The following is a 19,637-nucleotide window of genomic DNA, read 5'->3' on the forward strand; positions in this document are numbered from 1 at the left end:
TAGATTATTATAATAACCATCGAATCAAAGCAAAGTTAAAGGGCTTGCCACCTGCAATTTACAGACAACAAGCCCTTCTGGCTTCTTAAACAATTTTAATTTGAAAATATTGTCTAACTTTTTGGGTGCAGTTCACAAACAACCATGTCTGTTTTTTTGTGCATGATTTAAGGAATTTGTTTAAAATGGATAAATTTGCAAAAACCAGAAAAAAGCTATTGACAACTTTAGTTAGCAATGGTAAACTCTTTGCAGAATGTTAGTTAAAGCTAACAACAATCTATCTCATCATCTGAAAATATAAAAGGACGTGAAGTATGGAAGGAGGAGTTCTGATGCCTTTGGCACTGGCAAAAACAGGAGAAATGCAAACCATTAGAAAAATCAGCGGACGGGATGATACCAAACGATTTCTGGAAAGTCTGGGATTTGTTATCGGCGGTCAGGTGACGGTGGTATCGGAGATCAACGGAAATATGATCGTCAATGTAAAAGAATCCCGCGTAGCCATCAGCAAATCCATGGCAGCGCGCATCATGGTATAAGGAAGTGACAATATGGAAGGGACAAAGACATTAAAGCAGGCAAAAATCGGTGAAAAAGTCACTGTGGTGAAGCTGACAGGCGAAGGTGCTGTCAAACGCCGTATCATGGATATGGGCATCACCAAAGGCACAGAGATTTTTGTCAGAAAAGTAGCGCCTCTCGGGGATCCTGTAGAGGTTACCGTCAGAGGGTATGAACTTTCCCTCAGAAAGGCTGACGCGGAAATGATTGCAGTCAGATAACTGGTTCGTGAGAACGAGCCATTTTTTCTGGCAGAGAGTTAGGTGTGACTAACGAATAGGAAGGAGATACAACATGGGCATGAAGATTGCGCTTGCCGGAAACCCCAACTGCGGCAAGACCACATTGTTTAACGCATTGACAGGCTCCAACCAGTTTGTGGGGAACTGGCCCGGGGTAACCGTAGAGAAAAAAGAAGGGAAGCTCAAAGGCAACAAAGAAGTGACCATCATGGACTTGCCGGGCATTTACTCCCTTTCTCCCTATACACTGGAAGAAGTGGTGGCAAGAAATTACCTCATCGGGGAAAGACCCGACGGGATTTTGAACATCATTGACGGCACCAATCTGGAAAGAAACCTGTATCTGACTACACAGCTGACAGAACTGGGGATTCCCGTTGTGGTTGCCATCAACATGATGGATGTTGTGGAAAAGAACGGCGACAAAATCGACGTGGAACGTCTTTCCAAAGAACTGGGCTGCAAAGTGGTGCAGATTTCCGCACTGAAAGGCACTGGTGTGAAAGAAGCGGCAGAAGCGGCTGTGGAAGCGGCGGCAAGAGAAAGCAGCGCCCCCCAGCATACCTTCGCACCGGAAGTGGAAGGCGCACTGAATGACATTGCGGCAAAACTGGAGGATGTATCTCCATCCTTGAAACGATTCTATGCCATCAAGATGTTCGAACGGGATGAAAAAATCGTGGAACAGATGGAAAAGGCACCGGATGTGGAAAGCATCATCAAGAAAACAGAAGATTTGCTGGATGATGACAGCGAAAGCATCATCACCAATGAGCGTTATATGTACATCGGTGAAATGATTCAGCATTGTTACACCAAAAAGAATAAAGGCGGCATGTCCACCTCCGATAAAATCGACCAGGTGGTGACAAACCGTTTCCTGGCACTGCCGATTTTTGCAGTGGTTATGTTTATCGTGTATTATGTTTCCGTTAGTACAGTAGGTACTATGGCAACAGACTGGGCAAACGACGGGCTGTTCGGCGATGGTTTCTATCTCTTTGGCAACGGCAGAGCGGAATATGAAGCGGCAAACGAAGCATACACACTGGAAACACAGAAAATTGATGCATTTTTGGCGGCGGCAACAGAAGCTGGCGTAGATGCGGAACTGGCAGAAACAGACCCTGTGGAATTCCTGGCAGAAACAGCTGGCGTACAGACTGTGCTGGAAGTAACAGACGAGGAAGGCAATGTGACAGAAACACTGCCTGTGACAGCGGCGGACTATGAAGCAGCTCTCACAGCGGAAGAACCTGCCACAGAGGACTTCGGTACATGGGTGCCCGGCGTTCCTGTTCTGGTTGGCAATGCGCTGGAAAAACTGAACGTAGCAGGCTGGATGAATAGCCTGATTCTGGATGGTATCGTAGCTGGTGTTGGCGCTGTTCTGGGCTTTGTGCCTCAGATGCTGGTACTGTTTATTTTCCTGGCATTCCTGGAAGGCTGCGGTTATATGGCACGTATTGCCTTCATCATGGATAGAATCTTCCGTAAATTTGGTCTCAGCGGCAAATCTTTCATTCCTATGCTTATCGGTACTGGCTGCGGCGTGCCTGGTGTTATGGCATCCCGTACCATTGAAAGCGACCGTGACCGGAAAATGACCATTATGACAACCACATTCATTCCCTGCGGCGCGAAACTGCCCATCATTGCCCTCATTGCAGGTGCATTGTTCGGCGGTGCGGCATGGGTGGCACCCAGTGCTTACTTTGTGGGCATTGCGGCAATCATCGTTTCCGGTATCATTCTGAAGAAAACATCTATGTTTGCAGGTGATCCCGCTCCCTTCGTTATGGAGCTGCCTGCATACCACCTGCCTACTGTTGGCAGTGTCCTGCGGAGCATGTGGGAAAGAGGTTCCTCTTTCATCAAAAAAGCAGGTACCATCATCCTGCTGTCCACCATCGTTATTTGGTTCCTGTCTAACTTCGGTTTCACAGAAAACGGCTTTGGCATGGTGGATGACCTGAGCAATGGTCTGTTGGCAAATGTAGGCTCTGCAGTGGCTTGGATTTTCAGTCCTTTGGGCTGGGGCAACTGGCAGTCCGCAGTGGCAGCGGTGACAGGTCTGGTGGCAAAAGAAAACGTTGTAGCAACTTTCGGTCAGCTCTTTGGCTTTGCGGAAGTAGCGGAAAACGGTGCGGAATATTGGGGCACACTGGCAACATTCTTCACACCGGCAGCGGCTTACAGCTTCCTGGTATTCAACCTGCTGTGCGCACCTTGCTTCGCGGCAATCGGTGCCATCAAACGGGAAATGAACAACGCAAAATGGACATGGTTCGCCATTGGGTATCAGACCATCTTTGCTTACCTGGTTGCGTTCTGTGTATATCAGATCGGCTCTGTTGTAAGCGGCACAGGTTCTTTCGGTATCGGTACGGTTCTGGCAGCGGCAGTAGTAGTAGGATTTATTTATCTGCTGTTCCGTCCCTATAAAGAAAGAAGAAAAGTCACCAAAAAAGAAGAAGTAACAGCGTAAACAGAAAGGAGTGCGGCACATGGGAACATTGCTCGTGGGCGCGGTACTTGTGGCAGTGATCGCTGCCGCAGTCTATAAACTGCGTAAAGATAAAAAAGAAGGCAAAGGATGCAGCGGCAACTGCGGTTCCTGCAGTTCCTGCAGCGGACATTGCCATCACTGATAAAAAAGTTTGCATACACCTTCTCAATAAAGGCAGGCAGGACGAAAGTCCTGCCTGTTTTGTTTTGAAAAAATCATTGTCAAAAGGAAAAGAAAGGAATATAATAAACATCAAATTGTTTTTATATTTATACAAAAGAAAGAAGGTCATTCTTATGAGTGGGAAAAAAGCAGTTTATTTTATCAATGTGAATCGTGATTTTGGATATGTGTCCTATCTGGTATGGGACTGTCTGCAGGAAGAAGGCTTTTTGCAGAAAGAAACAGATATGATTTTTGACGGGAACCCAGTCATGGCTTATGAAGATCAGGCAGGGAACGCCTTTTATTTTGCACCCACACAGACAGCCATTTGTCTGGACTACAATAAATATCTGCCGGATATGAACAAGTATTTTGCCGACTGTGATGTATCCGGTATGGTTACATGGCATGAAGGGGAGCATGCGCCGGAAAAAGTGCTGACAGTACATTCTCTGGGGGATCTGCCTTCTGGCGTATTCGGTGCCGCAAAACCCAGACTCATGCGGAATCTCATGTTGGCAGTGGAAAAGAACCGGAAAGAATTGGGGCTGGAGGACTACCATGTGGCAACAGAAGCCACTCACTGGTCTGGCGTATACCACGGAGAAGGAGATCCTACCCTGCTGACAAAATTTCCTGTGGCAATGATGGATATTGAAGTAGGCAGCGAGCCAGACAGCTGGAATAACAAAGAGGCAGCAAGAGCCTTGGCACGTTCTTTGACACAGATTTTTGAGGACGATGGCAAGAAAGTCCATCAGATTCTCTGCGTAGGCGGCGTACACTTTGAGCCCAACTTTGCGGAAGCTGTGTTCACCCAGTGGGGTGAGGACGAAACCTTTGGGGTGACCCATATTCTGGCGAACCAGTGGCTGGTATCCGGTCATTATGAGGACGAAACAGGCATCCAGCGGGCAAGTGACTGCATCGATGCCATTGACGGCGGTGTGGAAGCCATCTTCTTCCATGATAAAATGAAAGGCTGTTACAAAGATTTGGTAAGAGCGCTGGGGGCAAAATATCAGATTCCCATTTACAAACATCAGAAACTGCGTACACCGGCAGAACTGGAATGGACAAAATAAGGATAAAAAGAGAGCTGTCGTCAAAGGCTCATTTTATTCAAGCCTTTGACGAGTAGACAGAAGCATAAAGGCGAAATTCCATCGGCTAAAAAGCCTTGAAACTTCGCCTTTTCCTCGTCGGAAGTGAATTCCGACTGCGGATTCCAGTTGGGAAACACTTCGTTTCCCAAGCCCTTCTGCTTCCTTGAAAAAAGTAAAATTTAGTTTTTGATAGTCAAAGGCTGTGAAACCGAAGTTTCACAGCCTTTTTGTGTAAGAAGGTATGTGTGTTTTATTATAGAATACAGAAGGATTGGTGTATTCTTTATGGATAATGTATTACAGAAAATGTCAAGGATTTCTCCATATTAGGGTGTGTAAAGGGAAATCAATAAGCGGCGAATCTTTCACCGTATGCTTTGCAGTTTGCTTTGCCGTCAGCGTCGGGCATGCCGCAGAGGATCAGACCATCGTCAAAGAGGTTTGCGCCAGCTTTTGTGCATCTGTCTTCCCAGTCGCGCATCCACTGACCGTCGCCCCAGCCGTAAGAGCCGAACAGGGCAACTTTTTTGCCTTTCAGACTGCCTTCCACAGCGGAGAAGAAAGGTTCGAATTCCGCTTCTTCCAGCACTTCATCGCCCATAGCCGCGCAGCCGAAAGCGATTTTGTCATAGTCTGCTACGTTGCCATGAAACGCATCTACGGAAAACACTTCAGCATCAGAGCCGATACCAGCGGCAATCTCGTTTGCCATCATAGCAGTATTGCCTGTGCCGCTCCAATAGATTACAGCAATTTTACTCATAATTGGCCTCCTTTTTTTGAAAAAAAGTTCTGAAAAATATGTATCTGGTCAGGCTGCGCCTAAGAGGGAAAGAATAGACGAGCCTGCAGTTACCTGTTCCATCATCTGGTCACGGCAGTCACGATAGCACTGGAAAATACGCAGTGCCCGTTTTTCATCGCCGTAAACCTTCCAAAATCCAACGCATTTATAATTTTGACCTTTTTCACGCATGAAAGCAAATACGTCGGCAGGGGGATAACCCAGGAAAAAGCCGATTTCATGGGGAAAATCACCGTCTGCCTGCATCCGTTTGCGCAGATGGGCAAGTGTTTGTGTCATGGCGTCTTTTTTGCCGATACGGGCAGGGTAGCCAAGGGAAATGAGATAATCCCGCACATGGGGCACCCGCAGATACCGCATCATGGCATTTTGACGATAAACCATGATGAATACACGGTTTTTAAAGCTGTAAAGATATACGATGCAAATGCCTTTCTCCGCTAACTTTTTGCCATAAAGAGCGATTTCTTCTTTGCACTTAGGCAGAAGGGAAAGAGGCAGGGAAAACAGATTGGATTGCTTTCTGCCCAGCAGGGTAGGGGCAGCGTGATGGATCAGTTCCGCTTCAAAATCGGACATGGGAATCCTCCTTTCTATGAATCTTTTTGGTTAGCTGTGGCTAACCGACAAGTAAAAATCAACAACAGTGTTCTGCCAAGATACGTTTCAGGGCAGAAGATGAGCTGCTGTGAGAACGGGCAATGGAAATGTTGTTTTTCTCCGCTTCCTGTACGGCACCTGTTGCCATGATGTGAGAAACGGTGGAAGTAAACAGAATAATCAAATCTGCCTGTCCAATCTGGGAACGGAAATTCCCCGGCAGCTGTGTGAACACCTTGCTTTTGCAGTTGAATTTTTTGCAGATGTCCATATACTGACGAACCATGCGGTCGTGACCGCCAACGATAACAACGCTCATGTGCAGAACCTCCTTTGTTATTTACAATTGTTAGCCATAGCTAACTTTGTGTCAAAATTAATAGTTAGCGTTTGCTAACTTCTGGATACATCCTATCACGTTTTTCATAGACTGTCAATAGGATTTTTGAAAAATATTTTATGATTTCTGCTCTGCCATATGACTTTCATAGTGTGCCTTCATGCAGGAAAGGGTTTCTTCGCTGAGCACATGCTCTAAACGGCAGGCGTCGGCTTCTGCTGTTTCCGGGCTGACACCTAAAAACATGAGGCATTCTTTGATGAAGCAATGGCGGTCGTAGATGTTTTGTGCCACCTGTCTGCCTTTGTCTGTCAGCAGAAGCTGGCCGATATTGCCGATGGTCACATAGCCGCCTTCTTTTAATATGCTGACAGCGCGGCTGACACTGGGCTTGGAAAAGCCCAATTCCGTTGCTACATCCACAGAGCGTGCGATGCCGTTTCTTTTTTCCAATATCAAAATGGTTTCCAGATAATTTTCTCCAGATTCCTGTAATTTCATATGTGTTACACCAACCTTTTTCTCATCATCCTTCTTTCAAAAGGATACACCATTTTTTGTAAATAGTCATTGACAACAAAAGTTAGCAATAGTAAACTTGTGGAGTAAGCATTGAATAATTAGAATTGGAGGAATGAATCATGTGGAAAAATTGTTTGGAATGTGACAGAAAATGGGTGTTCTTGGGCGGTATCGCCGCAGCGCTGGTAGGCGGCAAAATTCTCAAGAGCAAAAAGACCCGCGAAGTGACTGTAAACGCTGTGGCGCAGGCCATGAAGCTGCACAAAGACGCACAGGCTACTTTCGCAAACATCAAAGAAGAAGCGGAAGACATCTGCTTTGACGCAAAACAGCAGGCTGCCGAAGCGTGCGACTGCGAACAGTAAGAAGCGGGGGCATGTTATATGAAATATGCCATTTGCTATGACGGTCCCGGCAGGCTTCGTCTGCGGTTGGGACAGCATGCCTTTTCCGAGAAAGAAGGATGGGGTATTGCCAGTCTTTTGCGGCAGAAAAGTGGCGTGGAACGGGTGCGTACCTGCGCCCAGAACGGCAGTATCCTCATTTACTATGGCAAGGAAATTGCAAAAGAAAATCTGCTGGAGTTGGTAGGAAAGCTGCGACGGGCAGATATCCCTAAAGTGGAGCCTACAGGGGAAGAAGATGTGCAGGCAATCGACCTGCGGTTTCAGGAAAAGATTTGCAGCATGGTATTACGGCGGGCGGCGGAAAAACTGCTGCTGCCAGTGCCTTTGCAGATTTGTAAGACCTGTCTGCGAGCAGTGCCTTTCCTGTGGCATGGACTGCAAAGCCTGCTCCATGGGCGCATGAATGTAAATGTGTTGGATGCGGCAGCTATTGGCGCTTCCATGCTGAAGCGTTCCTTCTCCTCGGCATCGTCTATTATGTTCCTGCTGTCCTTCTCGGATATTCTGGAGGACTACACCAGAAAACGGACGGAAACCGCTCTTTCTGCCAGCCTTGCCATCCAGATCGATAAAGTTTGGCTGGTAACGCCGGAGGGAGATGTGCAGATTCCCCTTTCTGATGTGAAAGCGGGGGATTTGCTCCGCATCCGCACAGGCACCATGATTCCCATTGACGGCAAAGTCCGGGAAGGGGAAGCCATGGTAAACGAGGCAACCATGACAGGAGAACCGCTGGCAGTGCGGAAGGCAGAAGGGGCGATGGTCTACGCCGGAACATTGGTAGAGGAAGGCTCTGTGGCTGTGGAAGTCATGGCAGTCAATGCCCAGACACGTATCCAGCGAATCATGGACCTCATTGCCGCTTCGGAAGAACTGAAAGCCAGCGTACAGGGAAAAGCGGAACGACTGGCAGACCGGATTGTCCCTTATCATCTGCTGACAGCGGCGACGGTGTTCCTGCTCACCAGAAACACCACAAAGACCATGGCAATCCTGACAGTGGATTATTCCTGTGCCATCAAACTGGCAACGCCCATTGCTGTCATTTCTGCCATGCGGGAAGCGGCAAACCATCGGATGATGGTCAAAGGCGGCAGATATCTGGAAGCCTTTGGTGCGGCAGATACCATTATTTTTGACAAGACAGGCACTTTGACGGAAGCCTGTCCTCAGGTTTCTCAGGTCATTGCCTTTGGGGATTATGAACGGAATGAAGTGCTGCGGACAGCGGCATGTCTGGAAGAACATTTCCCTCACAGTGTGGCTCGCGCCATCGTCAGACAGGCGGCGGAAGAAGGTCTGTTCCATGAGGAACGCCATGCGGAAGTGAAGTATGTGGTCGCTCACGGCATCGCTTCGGAATTGGAAGGCAAAAAAGTCGTTATTGGCAGCCCGCACTTTGTTTTTGAGGATGAGGGCATTCCCTTGAAAGAGGCTGACAGGGAAAAACTGGACGCTGTGGACAGTACAGACTCTGGGGTTTATCTTGCCATCGGCGAGGATTTGGCAGGGGCAATCTTCATTCATGACCCTGTCCGTCAGGAGGCGGCGGAAGTCATCGAAGCCCTGCGGCAGACAGGCATCCAGCATATCATCATGATGACAGGTGACGGGGAAAAAGCAGCCCGTACTGCCTGCCAGCAGCTGGGCATCACAGAATATTACGCCCGTGTGCTGCCGGAGGATAAGGCGGCAAAAGTGGAAGAAATCAAAGCCCAAGGCAGAACGGTCATTATGGTAGGGGACGGCATCAACGATTCTCCGGCTTTGTCCGCTGCCAATGTGTCCGTTGCCATGAAGGACGCATCAGACTTAGCCAGAGAAGTGGCAGATATTGCACTGCTCTCCGGGGAACTGTGGGAGCTGGTGACACTGCGTCACTTAAGTCAGGCGCTCATGGGACGTATCTCCAGAAATTACAAGGCAATCATTGGATTTAATACATCTTTGCTTTTGCTGGGACTGGCAGGCATTTTGCAGCCTACAGTTTCCGCTTTCTTCCATAACCTTTCCACCGTTGCCATCAGTGGTACCAGCATGCGTCCGCTGCTGCCAAGGGGGAAAGAAGAACAGACTGCCTGAGGGCAGAAAGGAGGCTTTTTATGGGAAGTGTGGCAACGGCGGTTTTGACAGCACTGCTGGTGATTGTGGTTGTCATTTCCGTCAAAAGTTATTCCAAAAAATTGACGTCTGGCTGCTGTGGAGGCGGTGACGTGCCAAAGCCACAGAAAGTAGACAAAAACCCCGACCATTACAGCCATCATGTGATGCTGGAAATAGAGGGCATGACGTGTCAGAACTGCGCCAAACGGGTGGAAAATGCCTTAAACGCCATAGACGGCGTATGGGCAGAAGTAGACCTAAAACAGAAACGGGCAAAGGTGCGGCAGAAAGAGCAGATTCCTGTGGAGAAACTCTGTGCCGCTGTGGAAAAAGCCGGGTATCACCCAAAGATATAAACAGAAGCCGTTTTTCTTTTTCAGAAGAAAAGCGGCTTTTGCTTTTTGAGAAGAAGCTATGGTATCATAAGGCAAAAGGAGGGATGGACATGGAACTGGAAACAAAACGTTTGCGGCTGCGTCCTTTGACGGAACAGGACGCCGAGGGGCTTTTTGCTTATTGCAGTCATCCTGCCGTTGGACCTAGGGCTGGCTGGAAACCCCATGAAACCTTGGAAGAAAGCCGGGAGATACTGGAACAGGTATTTTTGAAGGAGCCTCATGTGTTTGCCATAGAGCAGGAGGGCAGGCTCATTGGTACCGTAGGTCTGGTGGATGATAACAAACGGGAAAACGCAGAAGCGAAAATGATTGGCTATTCTTTGGCTTTTGACTGCTGGGGGAAAGGCATCATGACAGAAGCGGTGGAAGGGGTGCTGGTGTATGGCTTTGACCTACTGAATCTTTCCATCATTACTGCCACATGTTACCCGGACAATCCCGCTTCCGCAAAGGTGCTGGAAAAATGCGGTTTTGTATACGAAGGCACTTTGCGGCAGGCACAGATACGCTTTGACGGCAAAGTACAGGATTTTCGCTGTTATTCTGTCACAAAGGCGGAATATGACGAAAAAAGACAGGGACTTTCCTTATAAGGTCTTGTCCGTCCATTGCCGAAACCTGCCTCATATCGTATAATAAAGGCAGAAAAGAAAATGGGGTGAGAACGTGGAAATCATCAACTGGAAAGAATTGCTCTATCCTTATGCCCAGACCGTAGACGAACTGCTGTTAAAGTTTCGCAGTCTGGACAAAGAATGCAGACAGCTGGGCATTTATTCGCCCATTGACTCCGTAACGGGGCGGCTGAAACGTCCTGCCAGCATATTGGAAAAAGCAGGCAGAAAACAGATTTCGCCGGATAGAATTGAAGAAGAAATTGAGGATATTGCGGGCATCCGTATCCTTTGTCAGTTTGTGGAGGACATTCCCAAGGTCATTGAAATGGTGCGCAAGCGCAAGGACATGACTGTCATCGAGGAGCGGGACTACATCACCAACACAAAGCCAAGCGGTTACCGCAGTTATCATATGATCATCCGTTACCCTCTCTTTACGGCACTGGGGGAAAAGACTGTGCCTGCGGAAATTCAGATTCGCACCAATGCCATGAATTTCTGGGCAACGGCGGAACATTCCCTGCGGTATAAATATAGCGGCAATATTCCTCAGGATTTGCAGGACAGACTGAAAAACTGTGCTGAAGCGGCTTTCCATCTGGATCAGGAAATGGCAACCATCCGGGAGGAAATCACCAACGCCCAGCGGCTCAATGAAATCAAAAACAATCTGGTAGCCAATATTCTGGAAAATATACAGAATTTATATTTTGTGGCAAAACTGGATGATATGAACGAAATCAATAAGGAATTTATCCGTCTTTGGAACGGCGATGACATGGAAGCCCTGAAGGAGTTCAACGAAAAGCTGAATATCATGGCAGAAATGTATCGGGTATAGAAAGGAATTTGTATGGGATTATTTGCCATTGGGGATTTGCATTTCGGCTTTGCCGTCAGCAAGCCCATGGATATTTTCGGAGAAAACTGGAAAAATCACAGTGAAAAAATCATAGAAAACTGGAAACGGGAAGTAACAGAAGAAGACACGGTGCTTTTGCCGGGGGATATTTCCTGGGGCATGCGTCTGCCGGAAGCGGCGGCGGATTTGGATGTCATCGACAGCCTGCCGGGACGGAAGATTCTGCTTTCCGGCAATCATGACTATTGGTGGAAATCCTCTAGCCGTCTGGCAGGACAATATCCGGAGATGGCGTTTCTGAAAAATGACGCGGTGCCTTGGGAAAAGAGTTTCATCTGCGGCACAAGAGGGTGGCTCTGTCCCAATGAGCGCAGTTTTACGCCGGAGGATGAGAAAATCTATAAACGGGAGCAGATTCGCCTGCGGCTGTCTTTGGATGCGGCTATGAAAGCAGGGGCAGAGGATATTATCGTCATGATGCATTTCCCGCCGGTCAATGAAAAACGGGAGCCGTCGGCTTTTATGGAGATTCTGGGAGAATATCCGGTGAAACGGGTGGTTTATGGGCACCTTCATGGAGCGGCAAACCACAAGAACGCTTTGCAGGGCGAGCGGGACGGCATCCTTTATGAACTGGTAGCAGCAGATTATCTGGATTTTTGTCCCAAAAGGATTCTGTAACGAAAAAAAGCGATTATGAAATCGTCTGTATGATTTCATAATCGCTTTTTATTGATGCAGATCCAGCTTTAGGAAAATAGATGTTTCCATGGGGCTGTTGTTATAGGGCGGGATTTCTTGAAATCCCAGTTTGGCATACAGATGCAGGGCACCCTTCAAAAAAGGCAGGGTATCCAGCAGCATAGCATCATAACCTATTTCTCTGGCGTCGTCAATGAGTTTTTCCACCAGATGCTCCGCAATGCCCTGACCACGAAAGGCATCTTTCACATAAAGCCGTTTCAGTTCACATTCCGTATCCGAAAGGGGGCACAGGGCAATGCAGCCGGCAATGGCATCATCCACCAGCGCCAGATACAGTCTGCCTTTGGGCATCCCGTATTTTTCCTCTAGATGATCCAGTTCTCTGTCGTAATTCTGCAATTCCAGAAAAGCGGCAAAAGATGGATCGGCTTTCAGCAGGAAATCCGTATATTCCAGAAACAGGGCTTTGACTTCTTCCGGTCGGTCATAGGCAGGACAAATGGTCAGGCTCATACTTGCTCACCTCCTGTATCAGTCCTCGTAGTCGTTAGCTGCGTCCAGGATCATATTTTTCAGTACTTTGGTATCAAAACCATCCAGTTCCAATTCCAGAGACAGGTTTTCCAGTTCATCTTCATCAGGCAGATAATCCGCTTCAAAAGCAGAGGTCAGGTCGTCCTCAAAAATGATTTCCCCTTCGATGGTCCATGCGTCTTCGTCTTTGCTCAAAGAAAAAATATTTACTTCTGTGATTTGCAGCATGATAATACGCCTCCTTAAAAATTCATACGCTCTCTTTTGTTATTTCTGCCGCTGTTTCTTGCCGGAGCGGCGTTTTCTTTGTTTGGTTCCTGTTTTGGGTGTGTCCTTTTTCCGCACGGAATAGCCGAAAGAGCCGACCTGTTCTCCCAGTGTGAAATATCCCCCGTGGGAATAGCAGATGGGCTTGCTGCGGTTTAAGTGGAATTTCCCTGTCTTGTCGAAATATTTTTCGCTGACGCTGACGGAAACCACTTCTGCAAGGAACATATGATGGCTGCCCAAAGGAACAATTTCTTTTACCTTACACTCAATGTTGACCGGGCTTTCCAGTATGATGGGGCAGTCTACTTTTTCCCCTTTTTTGGCTGTCAGGTGCATTTCGGTGAATTTGTCCACATCTCTGCCGCTTCTGACGCCGCAGAAATCACAGGCATAAGTCAGGTCTTTGGTGACCAGATTGATGACAAATTCTCCGCTTTCCTTGATCAGCGCATAGGAGTGACGCTCGGGACGAATGGAAACATAAGTCATGGGGGGATTGGTATTGATGGTGCCAGTCCATGCTACGGTGATGATGTTTTTCTGCTCCATATTGCCGCAGGATACCATAACGGCAGGGACGGGGTACAATACGGTGCCCGGTTTCCAGATCTGTTTTTCCATGGGAGCCCTCCTTTTTTTGCCAAGTCATTTTTAACGTTATTTATGATATACGACCATGGTATATTTGTAAAGACGAAAAAACGTAGAAAAGGTGTTTGAATTTTTGTTCAATTCTTGCATCCCTTTTCTTTTTTGCGTATGATGGTAGGCAGAAGAAGCAGTTGACATACAACGAGGAGGAAAACATGGAATTACCATTGGCATATATCAACGAAATGAAAGCATTGCTGGGGGCGGAATACGAAGATTATCTGGCGTCTTTTGAGGAAGTCAGACTTTATGGACTACGGGCAAACACTTTGAAAATTTCTCCGGCGGAACTGGCAGAAAAAGGGGAATTTTCCCTTTCCCCCGTACCATGGTGTGAAAGCGGATTTTACTACGCAGAAGGGGAACGCCCTGCCAAGCATCCCTATTACCACGCGGGGCTGTACTATTTGCAGGAACCCAGCGCCATGACACCAGGTGCCATAATTCCCATTAAAGAAGGGGATTTTGTGCTGGATATCTGTGCGGCACCCGGTGGAAAAACCACCCAGCTGGCGGCAAGACTGGGGGGAACAGGACTGCTCATTTCCAACGACATCAGTGCCGGACGGGCAAAAGCACTCTTGAAAAACGTGGAAATCAGCGGCATCACCAACGCCATTGTCATGAGTGAACCGCCAAAGAAGCTGGCAGAACGGTTCGGCGGATTTTTTGACAAGATTTTGATTGACGCGCCCTGTTCTGGGGAAGGGATGTTCCGCAAAGAGCCGGATATGGTGAAAAGCTGGAATGAGGAACTGCTCACATTTTGCAGAGAACAGCAGGCGGATATTCTGGAACACTGCGCTTCCATGCTGAAAACAGGGGGAATGATTCTATATTCCACCTGTACTTTTGCAAAAATGGAAAATGAGGACAGTATCCAGACATTTCTGGACAATCACCCGGAATTTACGCTGGTTCCGCTGGAAAAGAACTGGGGTTTTGTGCCGGGTTGTGAACCGTTGACGGAATGTGTGCGGCTCTATCCTCATAAAATCAAAGGGGAAGGGCATTTTCTGGCGTTGCTGCAAAAAACAGGAGAACCAACACCATGCAGTACACCCACAGAAGCCAGCATTGGTGAAAAAGAACTGGAACCTTTCCGCCAGTTTGCCAAAGAAACCCTTACGGGCAAATGGAAAGGCACATTTCAGATTTACGGGGACAGCCTGTGTCTTTTGCCGGAAGGGGCACCTGCTACCAAAGGTCTGCGGGTGCTGCGGAGCGGCTGGCAGTTGGGAACATTGAAAAAAGGACGGTTTGAGCCTTCTCAGGCTTTTGCCATGGGACTGAAAAAAGAAGAAGTGAAGAACGTGCTGGACATGCCTCTTTCTGACGAGAGAGTCATCCGTTATTTGAAAGGGGAAACACTGGAAGCGCCGGAAGCAAAAGACGGCTGGACGCTGGTTTGCGTGGATGGTTACCCCTTGGGCTGGGGTAAAACTCAGAAAGGACGCCTGAAAAACAAATATGCTGTTGGCTGGAAATGGGAATAAGAAATACAGAATACAAAATTGTCTTTCGATAAAAAACAAATGTACGATTGTGGTTGACAAATGGAAAAATATTCGTACAATAGAACTATCATCAATTCTCTTTGAAAATCGGCATGGAAGAAAGGGCGAGTGAATATGGCAGTGACAACATACATAGGCACCAGAAACAAAGACATTACCGCGTCTGCATCAGAAGCCATCCTGCGTGGCATCTGCCCTGACGGCGGTCTGTATATTCCCAAGGAAATCCCCAAAATGGACAAGACTCCCGAAGAACTTATGGGGATGGATTATCGGCAGTTAGCCTATGAAGTATTGAAGCTGTATCTGGACTTTACGGAAGAAGAACTGAAATACTGCATCGAACATGCGTATGATGAAAAATTCGATACAAAAGAAATCGTACCTCTTGTGAAAAAAGGGGATATGCTTTATCTGGAATTGTTCCACGGCAGAACACTGGCATTCAAAGATATGGCTCTGTCTATCCTGCCTTATCTTATGAAAACAGCGGCAAAACGTCAAGGACAGAAAGAAGAAATCGTTATTCTGACAGCAACCTCCGGTGATACAGGAAAAGCGGCACTGGAAGGCTTCGCTGGCGTTGACGGTGTGAAAATCATGGTATTCTTCCCGGAAGACGGTGTCAGCCCTGTGCAGAAACTGCAGATGACTACCCAGGAAGGGGACAACACTTGTGTGGTAGGCATCAAAGGGAACTTTGACGATGCCCAGAGTGCTGTAAAACGGATTTTTACAGACAAAGAACTGGCGGACGAACTGGAAAAGAGAGGTTATCGTTTCTCCTCCGCAAACTCCATCAACATTGGCAGACTGGTGCCCCAGATCGTATATTACTACTGGGCATATATTCAGGCTGTGAAAATGGGCGAAATCAAATGGGGAGAACCTTTGGACTTTACAGTGCCTACAGGGAACTTCGGCGACATCTTGGCTGGCTGGTATGCGGCGCAGATGGGGCTGCCCGCAGGTCATTTTGTCTGCGCATCCAATGACAATAAAGTCCTGTATGATTTCTTCCGCACCGGCGTTTATGACAGAAACCGCGCCTTCCATGTGACCGTTTCTCCTTCTATGGATATCCTCATTTCCAGCAATCTGGAACGTCTGCTGTGCCACATGGGCGGACAGGATAAGACAAAGGCAGAAATGGCTGCTTTGCAGGCAGAGGGCAAATACACAGCGGAAATCACAGAAGAACGAATTTCCGGGGAATTTGCTGATGAAGCGGAAACTTTTGACGCTATTCGCAGAGTATATAAAAACACAGGCTATGTGATGGATACCCATACAGCAGTGGCTTATGCGGCGGCGGAAAAATACAGAGCAGAAAGCGGCACAAAGAATCCTATGGTCATCGTTTCCACTGCAAGCCCTTACAAATTCACAAAAGACGTTATGACTGCGTTGGATGAAAAATACGCAGACGGCGACGCTTTTGCACTGATGAAAGAAATGGAAAAAGTCAGCGGCGTAGCCATCCCTGCACCCATCCGGGGCATTGAAACAAGAGAAATCAGACATAAGAATGTCTGTGAAAAAGACGGTATTGCCGATTTTGTAAAAGGCTGGCTGTTATAAGCATATGAAAAGAGTAGCTGTTCCTCCTGTAAGGACAGTTACTCTTTTTTGTGTTTCAAACAAAAGATTTTTTCTCTTGTCTTATGACCTTGGGCAGATTGACGGAAAACGAAAAAGTGGCGAAAAGCCGTTGCTTTTGCCTTTTCTATGCAGTACAATAAAACTAGCATAATATGTGCAAATGGTAACTTGTTTACAATCATATACAAAGAAAGAGGAGAAGCATCATGAAAATGTTTATCGACACCGCTAATGTGGATCAGATCAGAGAAGCAAATGACCTGGGCGTCATCTGTGGCGTAACCACAAACCCTTCCCTGATTGCAAAAGAAGGCAGAGATTTCGTAGAAGTTGTAAAAGAAATCACAACTATCGTGGATGGTCCCATCAGTGCGGAAGTTATCAGCCTGGATCATGAAGGCATGGTAAAAGAAGCTAGAGAACTGGCTAAAATCCACAAAAACATCGTTATCAAAATCCCTATGACACTGGAAGGTCTGAAAGCGGTTAAAATCCTGACAGCAGAAGGCATCAAAACAAACGTAACACTGATTTTCTCCGCTACACAGGCGCTGATGGCTGCAAGAGCAGGCGCAACATATGTAAGTCCTTTCCTGGGCAGAGTGGACGACATTGGTTCCGTAGGCATGACTCTGATTGAAGAAATCGTTGATATCTTTGATATCCACGGCATCGAAACAGAAATCATCGCTGCTTCCATCCGTAACCCTCTGCACGTCATCGACGCTGCAAGAGCTGGCTGCCACATCGCAACCATCCCTTACAATGTACTGATCCAGATGGCAAAACACCCTCTGACAGACATCGGTATCGAACGTTTCCTGAAAGACTGGGAAAGCGTACCCAAGAAATAAGAAACATCTTTTTGTAACGGAAACCAAAATATGTTTTGATGAAGATTGCCCTTTTTTGAAAGGGCAATTTTCGAAATGGGAGGAAAAACGATATGAATATTGATAACTTGACTGTAAACACCCTGCGTTTCCTTTCCGCAGAAGCCATCCAGAAAGCAAAGAGCGGTCATCCCGGTCTGCCTCTGGGCGCTGCACCCGCTGCTTACGCACTGTGGGCAAAGGAAATGAAAGCAAACCCCGCAAACCCTAAATGGGACGACAGAGACCGTTTTGTACTGTCCGCAGGTCACGGCTCCGCACTGCTGTATTCCCTGCTGCATGTATTCGGCTATGGTCTGACCATTGAAGATTTGAAAAACTTCCGTCAGAGAAATTCCCTGACACCCGGTCACCCTGAATACAAACACACAGCAGGCGTAGAAACCACAACAGGTCCTCTGGGTCAGGGTATCGCAAACGCTGTTGGTATGGCGCTGGCTGAAAGCCATCTGGCAGCAAAATTCAATACACCTGAATACAAAGTGGTTGACCACTACACATACGCACTGTGCGGCGACGGCTGCCTGCAGGAAGGCGTTGCTTCCGAAGCAGCTTCTCTGGCTGGCACAATGGGTCTGTCCAAACTGATCGTGCTCTATGACTGCAACAAAATCACCATCGAAGGCAGCACAGATGTTGCATTCACAGAAGATGTCATGAAACGTTTCGAAGCTTACGGCTGGGATGTTGCGGAAGTAACAGACGGCAACGATGTAGACGCTATCGCAGCAGCTATTGCGGCAGCAAAGAAAACAGACAAGCCTTCCCTGATTAAAGTAAACACACTGATTGGTTACGGCGCACCCAACAAACAGGGCAAAGCATCCGCTCACGGTGAACCTCTGGGTGAAGAAGAAATCAAGCTGACAAAAGAAAATCTGGGCTGGAACTATGAAGAATCTTTCTTCGTTCCCGAAGAAGTGAAAGCGCACATGGCAGCATGGGCAGCTGAAGGCGCAAAGAAAGAAGCAGCTTGGAATGAAATGTTTGCAGCATACGCAAAAGCAAACCCCGAATTGGCAAAAGAATACGAACTGTGGCACAGCGACAAGCTGGCAGCAGATCTGCTGAATGACGAAGATTTCTGGAAAGATGAAGGCGACATCGCGACTCGTGCAACTTCCGAAAAAGTACTGCAGAAAGTAGCAAAAGTTGTTCCCAACCTGTTTGGCGGCAGCGCTGACCTGGCTCCTTCCAATAAATCTGTTATGAAAGACAGAGAATACTACAGCAAAGAAAACCCCGCTGGCTCCAACGTACACTTCGGTATCCGTGAATTTGCCATGACAGCTATGGCAAACGGTATGGCTGTACACGGCGGCGTAAGACCTTATATCGCTGGTTTCTTCGTATTCAGCGATTACATGAAAGCTGGTCTGCGTATGGAAGCCCTCATGGGTCTGCCTGTGATCAGCATCTTTACCCATGACAGCATCGGCGTAGGGGAAGACGGTCCTACTCACCAGCCTATCGAACATCTGGCAATGCTGCGCAGCCTGCCTAACTACATGGTATTCCGTCCCTGCGATACCAGAGAAACAGCAGCTGGCTGGTATGCAGCACTGACACATACCACAACACCTACCGGCCTGATCCTGTCCAGACAGAACATGCCTGCACTGGAAGGCACCGGCAAAGACGCTCTGAAAGGCGCTTATATCCTGCGTGACTGCGAAGGTACACCTGATGTACTGCTCATGGCAAGCGGTTCCGAAGTAGAACTGATCTACAAAGCTTATGACGAACTGGCTGCAAAAGGCGTGAAAGCAAGGGTCATCAGCATGCCTTGCTGGGAACTGTTCGCAGAACAGAGCGACGAATACAAAGAAAGCGTTATGCCTAAGGCTGTTCGCGCAAGACTGGCTGTGGAAGCAGCGGCAGACTTTGGCTGGCATAAATTTGTAGGTCTGGACGGCGACGTGATCTGCATGAATGGTTTCGGCGCATCCGCACCTGCAGGCACCCTGTTCAAAGATTTCGGTTTCACCGTAGAACAGGTTGTGGAAAGAGCAATGGCTCTTGTAAAATAAGAAGTTTTGTATTTTATGAAGGGACGGCACGGCTCTTTCCAAAAGAAGGGGTCTCGCCGTCCTTTTTTACAGCCTGCAAATAAAAAGTCAAGGCTAAATTAAAAGAACATTGAAAATTTTATACAGGTTGAAAATTGGGTATCAAAATAAGACCACCACACCAGTGCTGGTCTGAAAATTGTAGTGGATAAT

Annotated in this window: 24 protein-coding genes; 16 read left to right on the forward strand and 8 right to left on the reverse strand. The window is 47.6% G+C overall.

What is annotated here, in order from left to right:
- From INF29_RS15090 to INF29_RS10850, 6 genes are all read left to right on the forward strand, one after another.
- Nucleotides 1-89: IS3 family transposase (locus tag INF29_RS15090; protein WP_330608322.1), on the forward strand; the 89-nt coding region annotated here is incomplete at its 5' end.
- A 246-nt stretch (nucleotides 90-335) separates the two neighbouring features.
- Nucleotides 336-545: a FeoA family protein gene (locus tag INF29_RS10830; protein WP_193486547.1), complete on the forward strand. Its 210-nt coding sequence runs from the start codon at nucleotides 336-338 to the stop codon at nucleotides 543-545.
- Nucleotides 546-557: 12 nt separating this feature from the next.
- Nucleotides 558-788, forward strand: a complete 231-nt coding sequence (locus INF29_RS10835) for a FeoA family protein (RefSeq protein WP_072853071.1) — start codon at nucleotides 558-560, stop codon at nucleotides 786-788.
- Between the two features lie 73 nt (nucleotides 789-861).
- Nucleotides 862-3,297 (forward strand): ferrous iron transport protein B, encoded by a 2,436-nt coding sequence (gene feoB, locus INF29_RS10840; protein WP_193486524.1) that lies wholly within the window; start codon nucleotides 862-864, stop codon nucleotides 3,295-3,297.
- A gap of 19 nt (nucleotides 3,298-3,316) precedes the next feature.
- The gene (locus tag INF29_RS10845; RefSeq protein WP_193486525.1) at nucleotides 3,317-3,460 is read left to right on the forward strand and encodes a FeoB-associated Cys-rich membrane protein; all 144 of its coding nucleotides are present in this window, start codon (nucleotides 3,317-3,319) and stop codon (nucleotides 3,458-3,460) included.
- Between the two features lie 154 nt (nucleotides 3,461-3,614).
- A complete protein-coding gene (locus INF29_RS10850) occupies nucleotides 3,615-4,568 on the forward strand; it encodes a D-aminoacyl-tRNA deacylase (RefSeq protein ID WP_193486527.1) in 954 nt (317 codons plus the stop codon).
- Nucleotides 4,569-4,588: 20 nt separating this feature from the next.
- Here INF29_RS10850 and INF29_RS10855 read toward each other — a convergent pair whose 3' ends face one another.
- From INF29_RS10855 to INF29_RS10875, 5 genes are all read right to left on the reverse strand, one after another.
- Nucleotides 4,589-4,738: a hypothetical protein gene (locus INF29_RS10855; RefSeq protein WP_193486529.1), complete on the reverse strand. Its 150-nt coding sequence runs from the start codon at nucleotides 4,736-4,738 to the stop codon at nucleotides 4,589-4,591.
- Between the two features lie 197 nt (nucleotides 4,739-4,935).
- Entirely contained in the window at nucleotides 4,936-5,352 is a 417-nt protein-coding gene (locus tag INF29_RS10860; protein WP_072852960.1) for a flavodoxin, read from the reverse strand.
- 48 nt (nucleotides 5,353-5,400) lie between these two features.
- Nucleotides 5,401-5,973, reverse strand: coding sequence for a DUF3793 family protein (locus tag INF29_RS10865; RefSeq protein ID WP_072852958.1), 573 nt, complete (start codon nucleotides 5,971-5,973; stop codon nucleotides 5,401-5,403).
- Between the two features lie 58 nt (nucleotides 5,974-6,031).
- Nucleotides 6,032-6,313: a DUF2325 domain-containing protein gene (locus INF29_RS10870; protein WP_072852956.1), complete on the reverse strand. Its 282-nt coding sequence runs from the start codon at nucleotides 6,311-6,313 to the stop codon at nucleotides 6,032-6,034.
- A 138-nt stretch (nucleotides 6,314-6,451) separates the two neighbouring features.
- Complete coding sequence (locus INF29_RS10875) at nucleotides 6,452-6,835, reverse strand: metal-dependent transcriptional regulator (RefSeq protein ID WP_072852954.1); 384 nt, start codon at nucleotides 6,833-6,835, stop codon at nucleotides 6,452-6,454.
- Nucleotides 6,836-6,975: 140 nt separating this feature from the next.
- Between INF29_RS10875 and INF29_RS10880 the strand changes: the two genes are divergently transcribed.
- The 6 genes from INF29_RS10880 (at nucleotide 6,976) to INF29_RS10905 (ending at nucleotide 11,924) form a co-directional block, all read left to right on the forward strand.
- Nucleotides 6,976-7,221: a DUF6110 family protein gene (locus INF29_RS10880; RefSeq protein ID WP_022253602.1), complete on the forward strand. Its 246-nt coding sequence runs from the start codon at nucleotides 6,976-6,978 to the stop codon at nucleotides 7,219-7,221.
- 18 nt (nucleotides 7,222-7,239) lie between these two features.
- A complete protein-coding gene (locus INF29_RS10885) occupies nucleotides 7,240-9,345 on the forward strand; it encodes a heavy metal translocating P-type ATPase (protein WP_193486531.1) in 2,106 nt (701 codons plus the stop codon).
- Between the two features lie 20 nt (nucleotides 9,346-9,365).
- Nucleotides 9,366-9,722 carry a heavy-metal-associated domain-containing protein gene (locus INF29_RS10890; RefSeq protein ID WP_193486533.1) on the forward strand — a complete coding sequence of 119 codons (357 nt, stop codon included), beginning with the start codon at nucleotides 9,366-9,368 and terminating at the stop codon, nucleotides 9,720-9,722.
- Nucleotides 9,723-9,811: 89 nt separating this feature from the next.
- Nucleotides 9,812-10,357: a GNAT family N-acetyltransferase gene (locus tag INF29_RS10895; RefSeq protein ID WP_193486535.1), complete on the forward strand. Its 546-nt coding sequence runs from the start codon at nucleotides 9,812-9,814 to the stop codon at nucleotides 10,355-10,357.
- 73 nt (nucleotides 10,358-10,430) lie between these two features.
- The gene (locus tag INF29_RS10900) at nucleotides 10,431-11,222 is read left to right on the forward strand and encodes a GTP pyrophosphokinase (RefSeq protein WP_072852946.1); all 792 of its coding nucleotides are present in this window, start codon (nucleotides 10,431-10,433) and stop codon (nucleotides 11,220-11,222) included.
- Between the two features lie 12 nt (nucleotides 11,223-11,234).
- Nucleotides 11,235-11,924, forward strand: a complete 690-nt coding sequence (locus INF29_RS10905; protein WP_193486537.1) for a metallophosphoesterase — start codon at nucleotides 11,235-11,237, stop codon at nucleotides 11,922-11,924.
- A 48-nt stretch (nucleotides 11,925-11,972) separates the two neighbouring features.
- Here the strand turns inward: INF29_RS10905 and INF29_RS10910 are convergent, their stop codons facing one another.
- From INF29_RS10910 to INF29_RS10920, 3 genes are read right to left on the reverse strand one after another with little or no spacing between them, the layout of a single operon-like run.
- Entirely contained in the window at nucleotides 11,973-12,461 is a 489-nt protein-coding gene (locus INF29_RS10910) for a GNAT family N-acetyltransferase (protein WP_193486539.1), read from the reverse strand.
- A gap of 18 nt (nucleotides 12,462-12,479) precedes the next feature.
- Nucleotides 12,480-12,710, reverse strand: coding sequence for a hypothetical protein (locus tag INF29_RS10915; protein WP_072852940.1), 231 nt, complete (start codon nucleotides 12,708-12,710; stop codon nucleotides 12,480-12,482).
- A gap of 39 nt (nucleotides 12,711-12,749) precedes the next feature.
- Nucleotides 12,750-13,373, reverse strand: a complete 624-nt coding sequence (locus INF29_RS10920) for a flavin reductase family protein (RefSeq protein WP_087990094.1) — start codon at nucleotides 13,371-13,373, stop codon at nucleotides 12,750-12,752.
- Nucleotides 13,374-13,558: 185 nt separating this feature from the next.
- Between INF29_RS10920 and INF29_RS10925 the strand changes: the two genes are divergently transcribed.
- The 4 genes from INF29_RS10925 to tkt all read left to right on the forward strand — a co-directional run bounded on the left by INF29_RS10925 (nucleotide 13,559) and on the right by tkt (nucleotide 19,445).
- Entirely contained in the window at nucleotides 13,559-14,899 is a 1,341-nt protein-coding gene (locus tag INF29_RS10925) for an RsmF rRNA methyltransferase first C-terminal domain-containing protein (protein ID WP_193486541.1), read from the forward strand.
- 135 nt (nucleotides 14,900-15,034) lie between these two features.
- On the forward strand, nucleotides 15,035-16,501 hold the full coding sequence (gene thrC, locus INF29_RS10930; protein ID WP_193486543.1) for a threonine synthase: 1,467 nt from the start codon (nucleotides 15,035-15,037) through the stop codon (nucleotides 16,499-16,501).
- Nucleotides 16,502-16,728: 227 nt separating this feature from the next.
- Nucleotides 16,729-17,376, forward strand: a complete 648-nt coding sequence (fsa, locus tag INF29_RS10935; RefSeq protein ID WP_022253613.1) for a fructose-6-phosphate aldolase — start codon at nucleotides 16,729-16,731, stop codon at nucleotides 17,374-17,376.
- A 92-nt stretch (nucleotides 17,377-17,468) separates the two neighbouring features.
- Entirely contained in the window at nucleotides 17,469-19,445 is a 1,977-nt protein-coding gene (gene tkt, locus INF29_RS10940; RefSeq protein ID WP_193486545.1) for a transketolase, read from the forward strand.
- Nucleotides 19,446-19,637: the final 192 nt, after the last annotated feature.

The organism is Anaerotignum lactatifermentans, from assembly GCF_014982935.1.
Classification (GTDB): Bacteria; Bacillota; Clostridia; order Lachnospirales; family Anaerotignaceae; genus Anaerotignum; species Anaerotignum lactatifermentans.

Excerpts from the sequence above, each read along its gene's own strand:
- INF29_RS10865 (WP_072852958.1), bottom strand. The coding sequence starts at position 5,973 with ATGTCCGATTTTGAAGCGGAACTGATCCATCACGCTGCCCCTACCCTG.
- INF29_RS10885 (WP_193486531.1), top strand. The coding sequence starts at position 7,240 with ATGAAATATGCCATTTGCTATGACGGTCCCGGCAGGCTTCGTCTGCGG.
- INF29_RS10920 (WP_087990094.1), bottom strand. The coding sequence starts at position 13,373 with ATGGAAAAACAGATCTGGAAACCGGGCACCGTATTGTACCCCGTCCCT.
- INF29_RS10905 (WP_193486537.1), top strand. The coding sequence starts at position 11,235 with ATGGGATTATTTGCCATTGGGGATTTGCATTTCGGCTTTGCCGTCAGC.
- INF29_RS10890 (WP_193486533.1), top strand. The coding sequence starts at position 9,366 with ATGGGAAGTGTGGCAACGGCGGTTTTGACAGCACTGCTGGTGATTGTG.
- INF29_RS10915 (WP_072852940.1), bottom strand. The coding sequence starts at position 12,710 with ATGCTGCAAATCACAGAAGTAAATATTTTTTCTTTGAGCAAAGACGAA.
- INF29_RS10870 (WP_072852956.1), bottom strand. The coding sequence starts at position 6,313 with ATGAGCGTTGTTATCGTTGGCGGTCACGACCGCATGGTTCGTCAGTAT.
- fsa (WP_022253613.1), top strand. The coding sequence starts at position 16,729 with ATGAAAATGTTTATCGACACCGCTAATGTGGATCAGATCAGAGAAGCA.
- INF29_RS10875 (WP_072852954.1), bottom strand. The coding sequence starts at position 6,835 with ATGAAATTACAGGAATCTGGAGAAAATTATCTGGAAACCATTTTGATA.
- INF29_RS10835 (WP_072853071.1), top strand. The coding sequence starts at position 558 with ATGGAAGGGACAAAGACATTAAAGCAGGCAAAAATCGGTGAAAAAGTC.
- INF29_RS10845 (WP_193486525.1), top strand. The coding sequence starts at position 3,317 with ATGGGAACATTGCTCGTGGGCGCGGTACTTGTGGCAGTGATCGCTGCC.
- INF29_RS10895 (WP_193486535.1), top strand. The coding sequence starts at position 9,812 with ATGGAACTGGAAACAAAACGTTTGCGGCTGCGTCCTTTGACGGAACAG.
- INF29_RS10910 (WP_193486539.1), bottom strand. The coding sequence starts at position 12,461 with ATGAGCCTGACCATTTGTCCTGCCTATGACCGACCGGAAGAAGTCAAA.
- tkt (WP_193486545.1), top strand. The coding sequence starts at position 17,469 with ATGAATATTGATAACTTGACTGTAAACACCCTGCGTTTCCTTTCCGCA.
- thrC (WP_193486543.1), top strand. The coding sequence starts at position 15,035 with ATGGCAGTGACAACATACATAGGCACCAGAAACAAAGACATTACCGCG.
- INF29_RS10880 (WP_022253602.1), top strand. The coding sequence starts at position 6,976 with ATGTGGAAAAATTGTTTGGAATGTGACAGAAAATGGGTGTTCTTGGGC.
- INF29_RS10830 (WP_193486547.1), top strand. The coding sequence starts at position 336 with ATGCCTTTGGCACTGGCAAAAACAGGAGAAATGCAAACCATTAGAAAA.
- INF29_RS10860 (WP_072852960.1), bottom strand. The coding sequence starts at position 5,352 with ATGAGTAAAATTGCTGTAATCTATTGGAGCGGCACAGGCAATACTGCT.
- INF29_RS10925 (WP_193486541.1), top strand. The coding sequence starts at position 13,559 with ATGGAATTACCATTGGCATATATCAACGAAATGAAAGCATTGCTGGGG.
- INF29_RS10850 (WP_193486527.1), top strand. The coding sequence starts at position 3,615 with ATGAGTGGGAAAAAAGCAGTTTATTTTATCAATGTGAATCGTGATTTT.
- feoB (WP_193486524.1), top strand. The coding sequence starts at position 862 with ATGGGCATGAAGATTGCGCTTGCCGGAAACCCCAACTGCGGCAAGACC.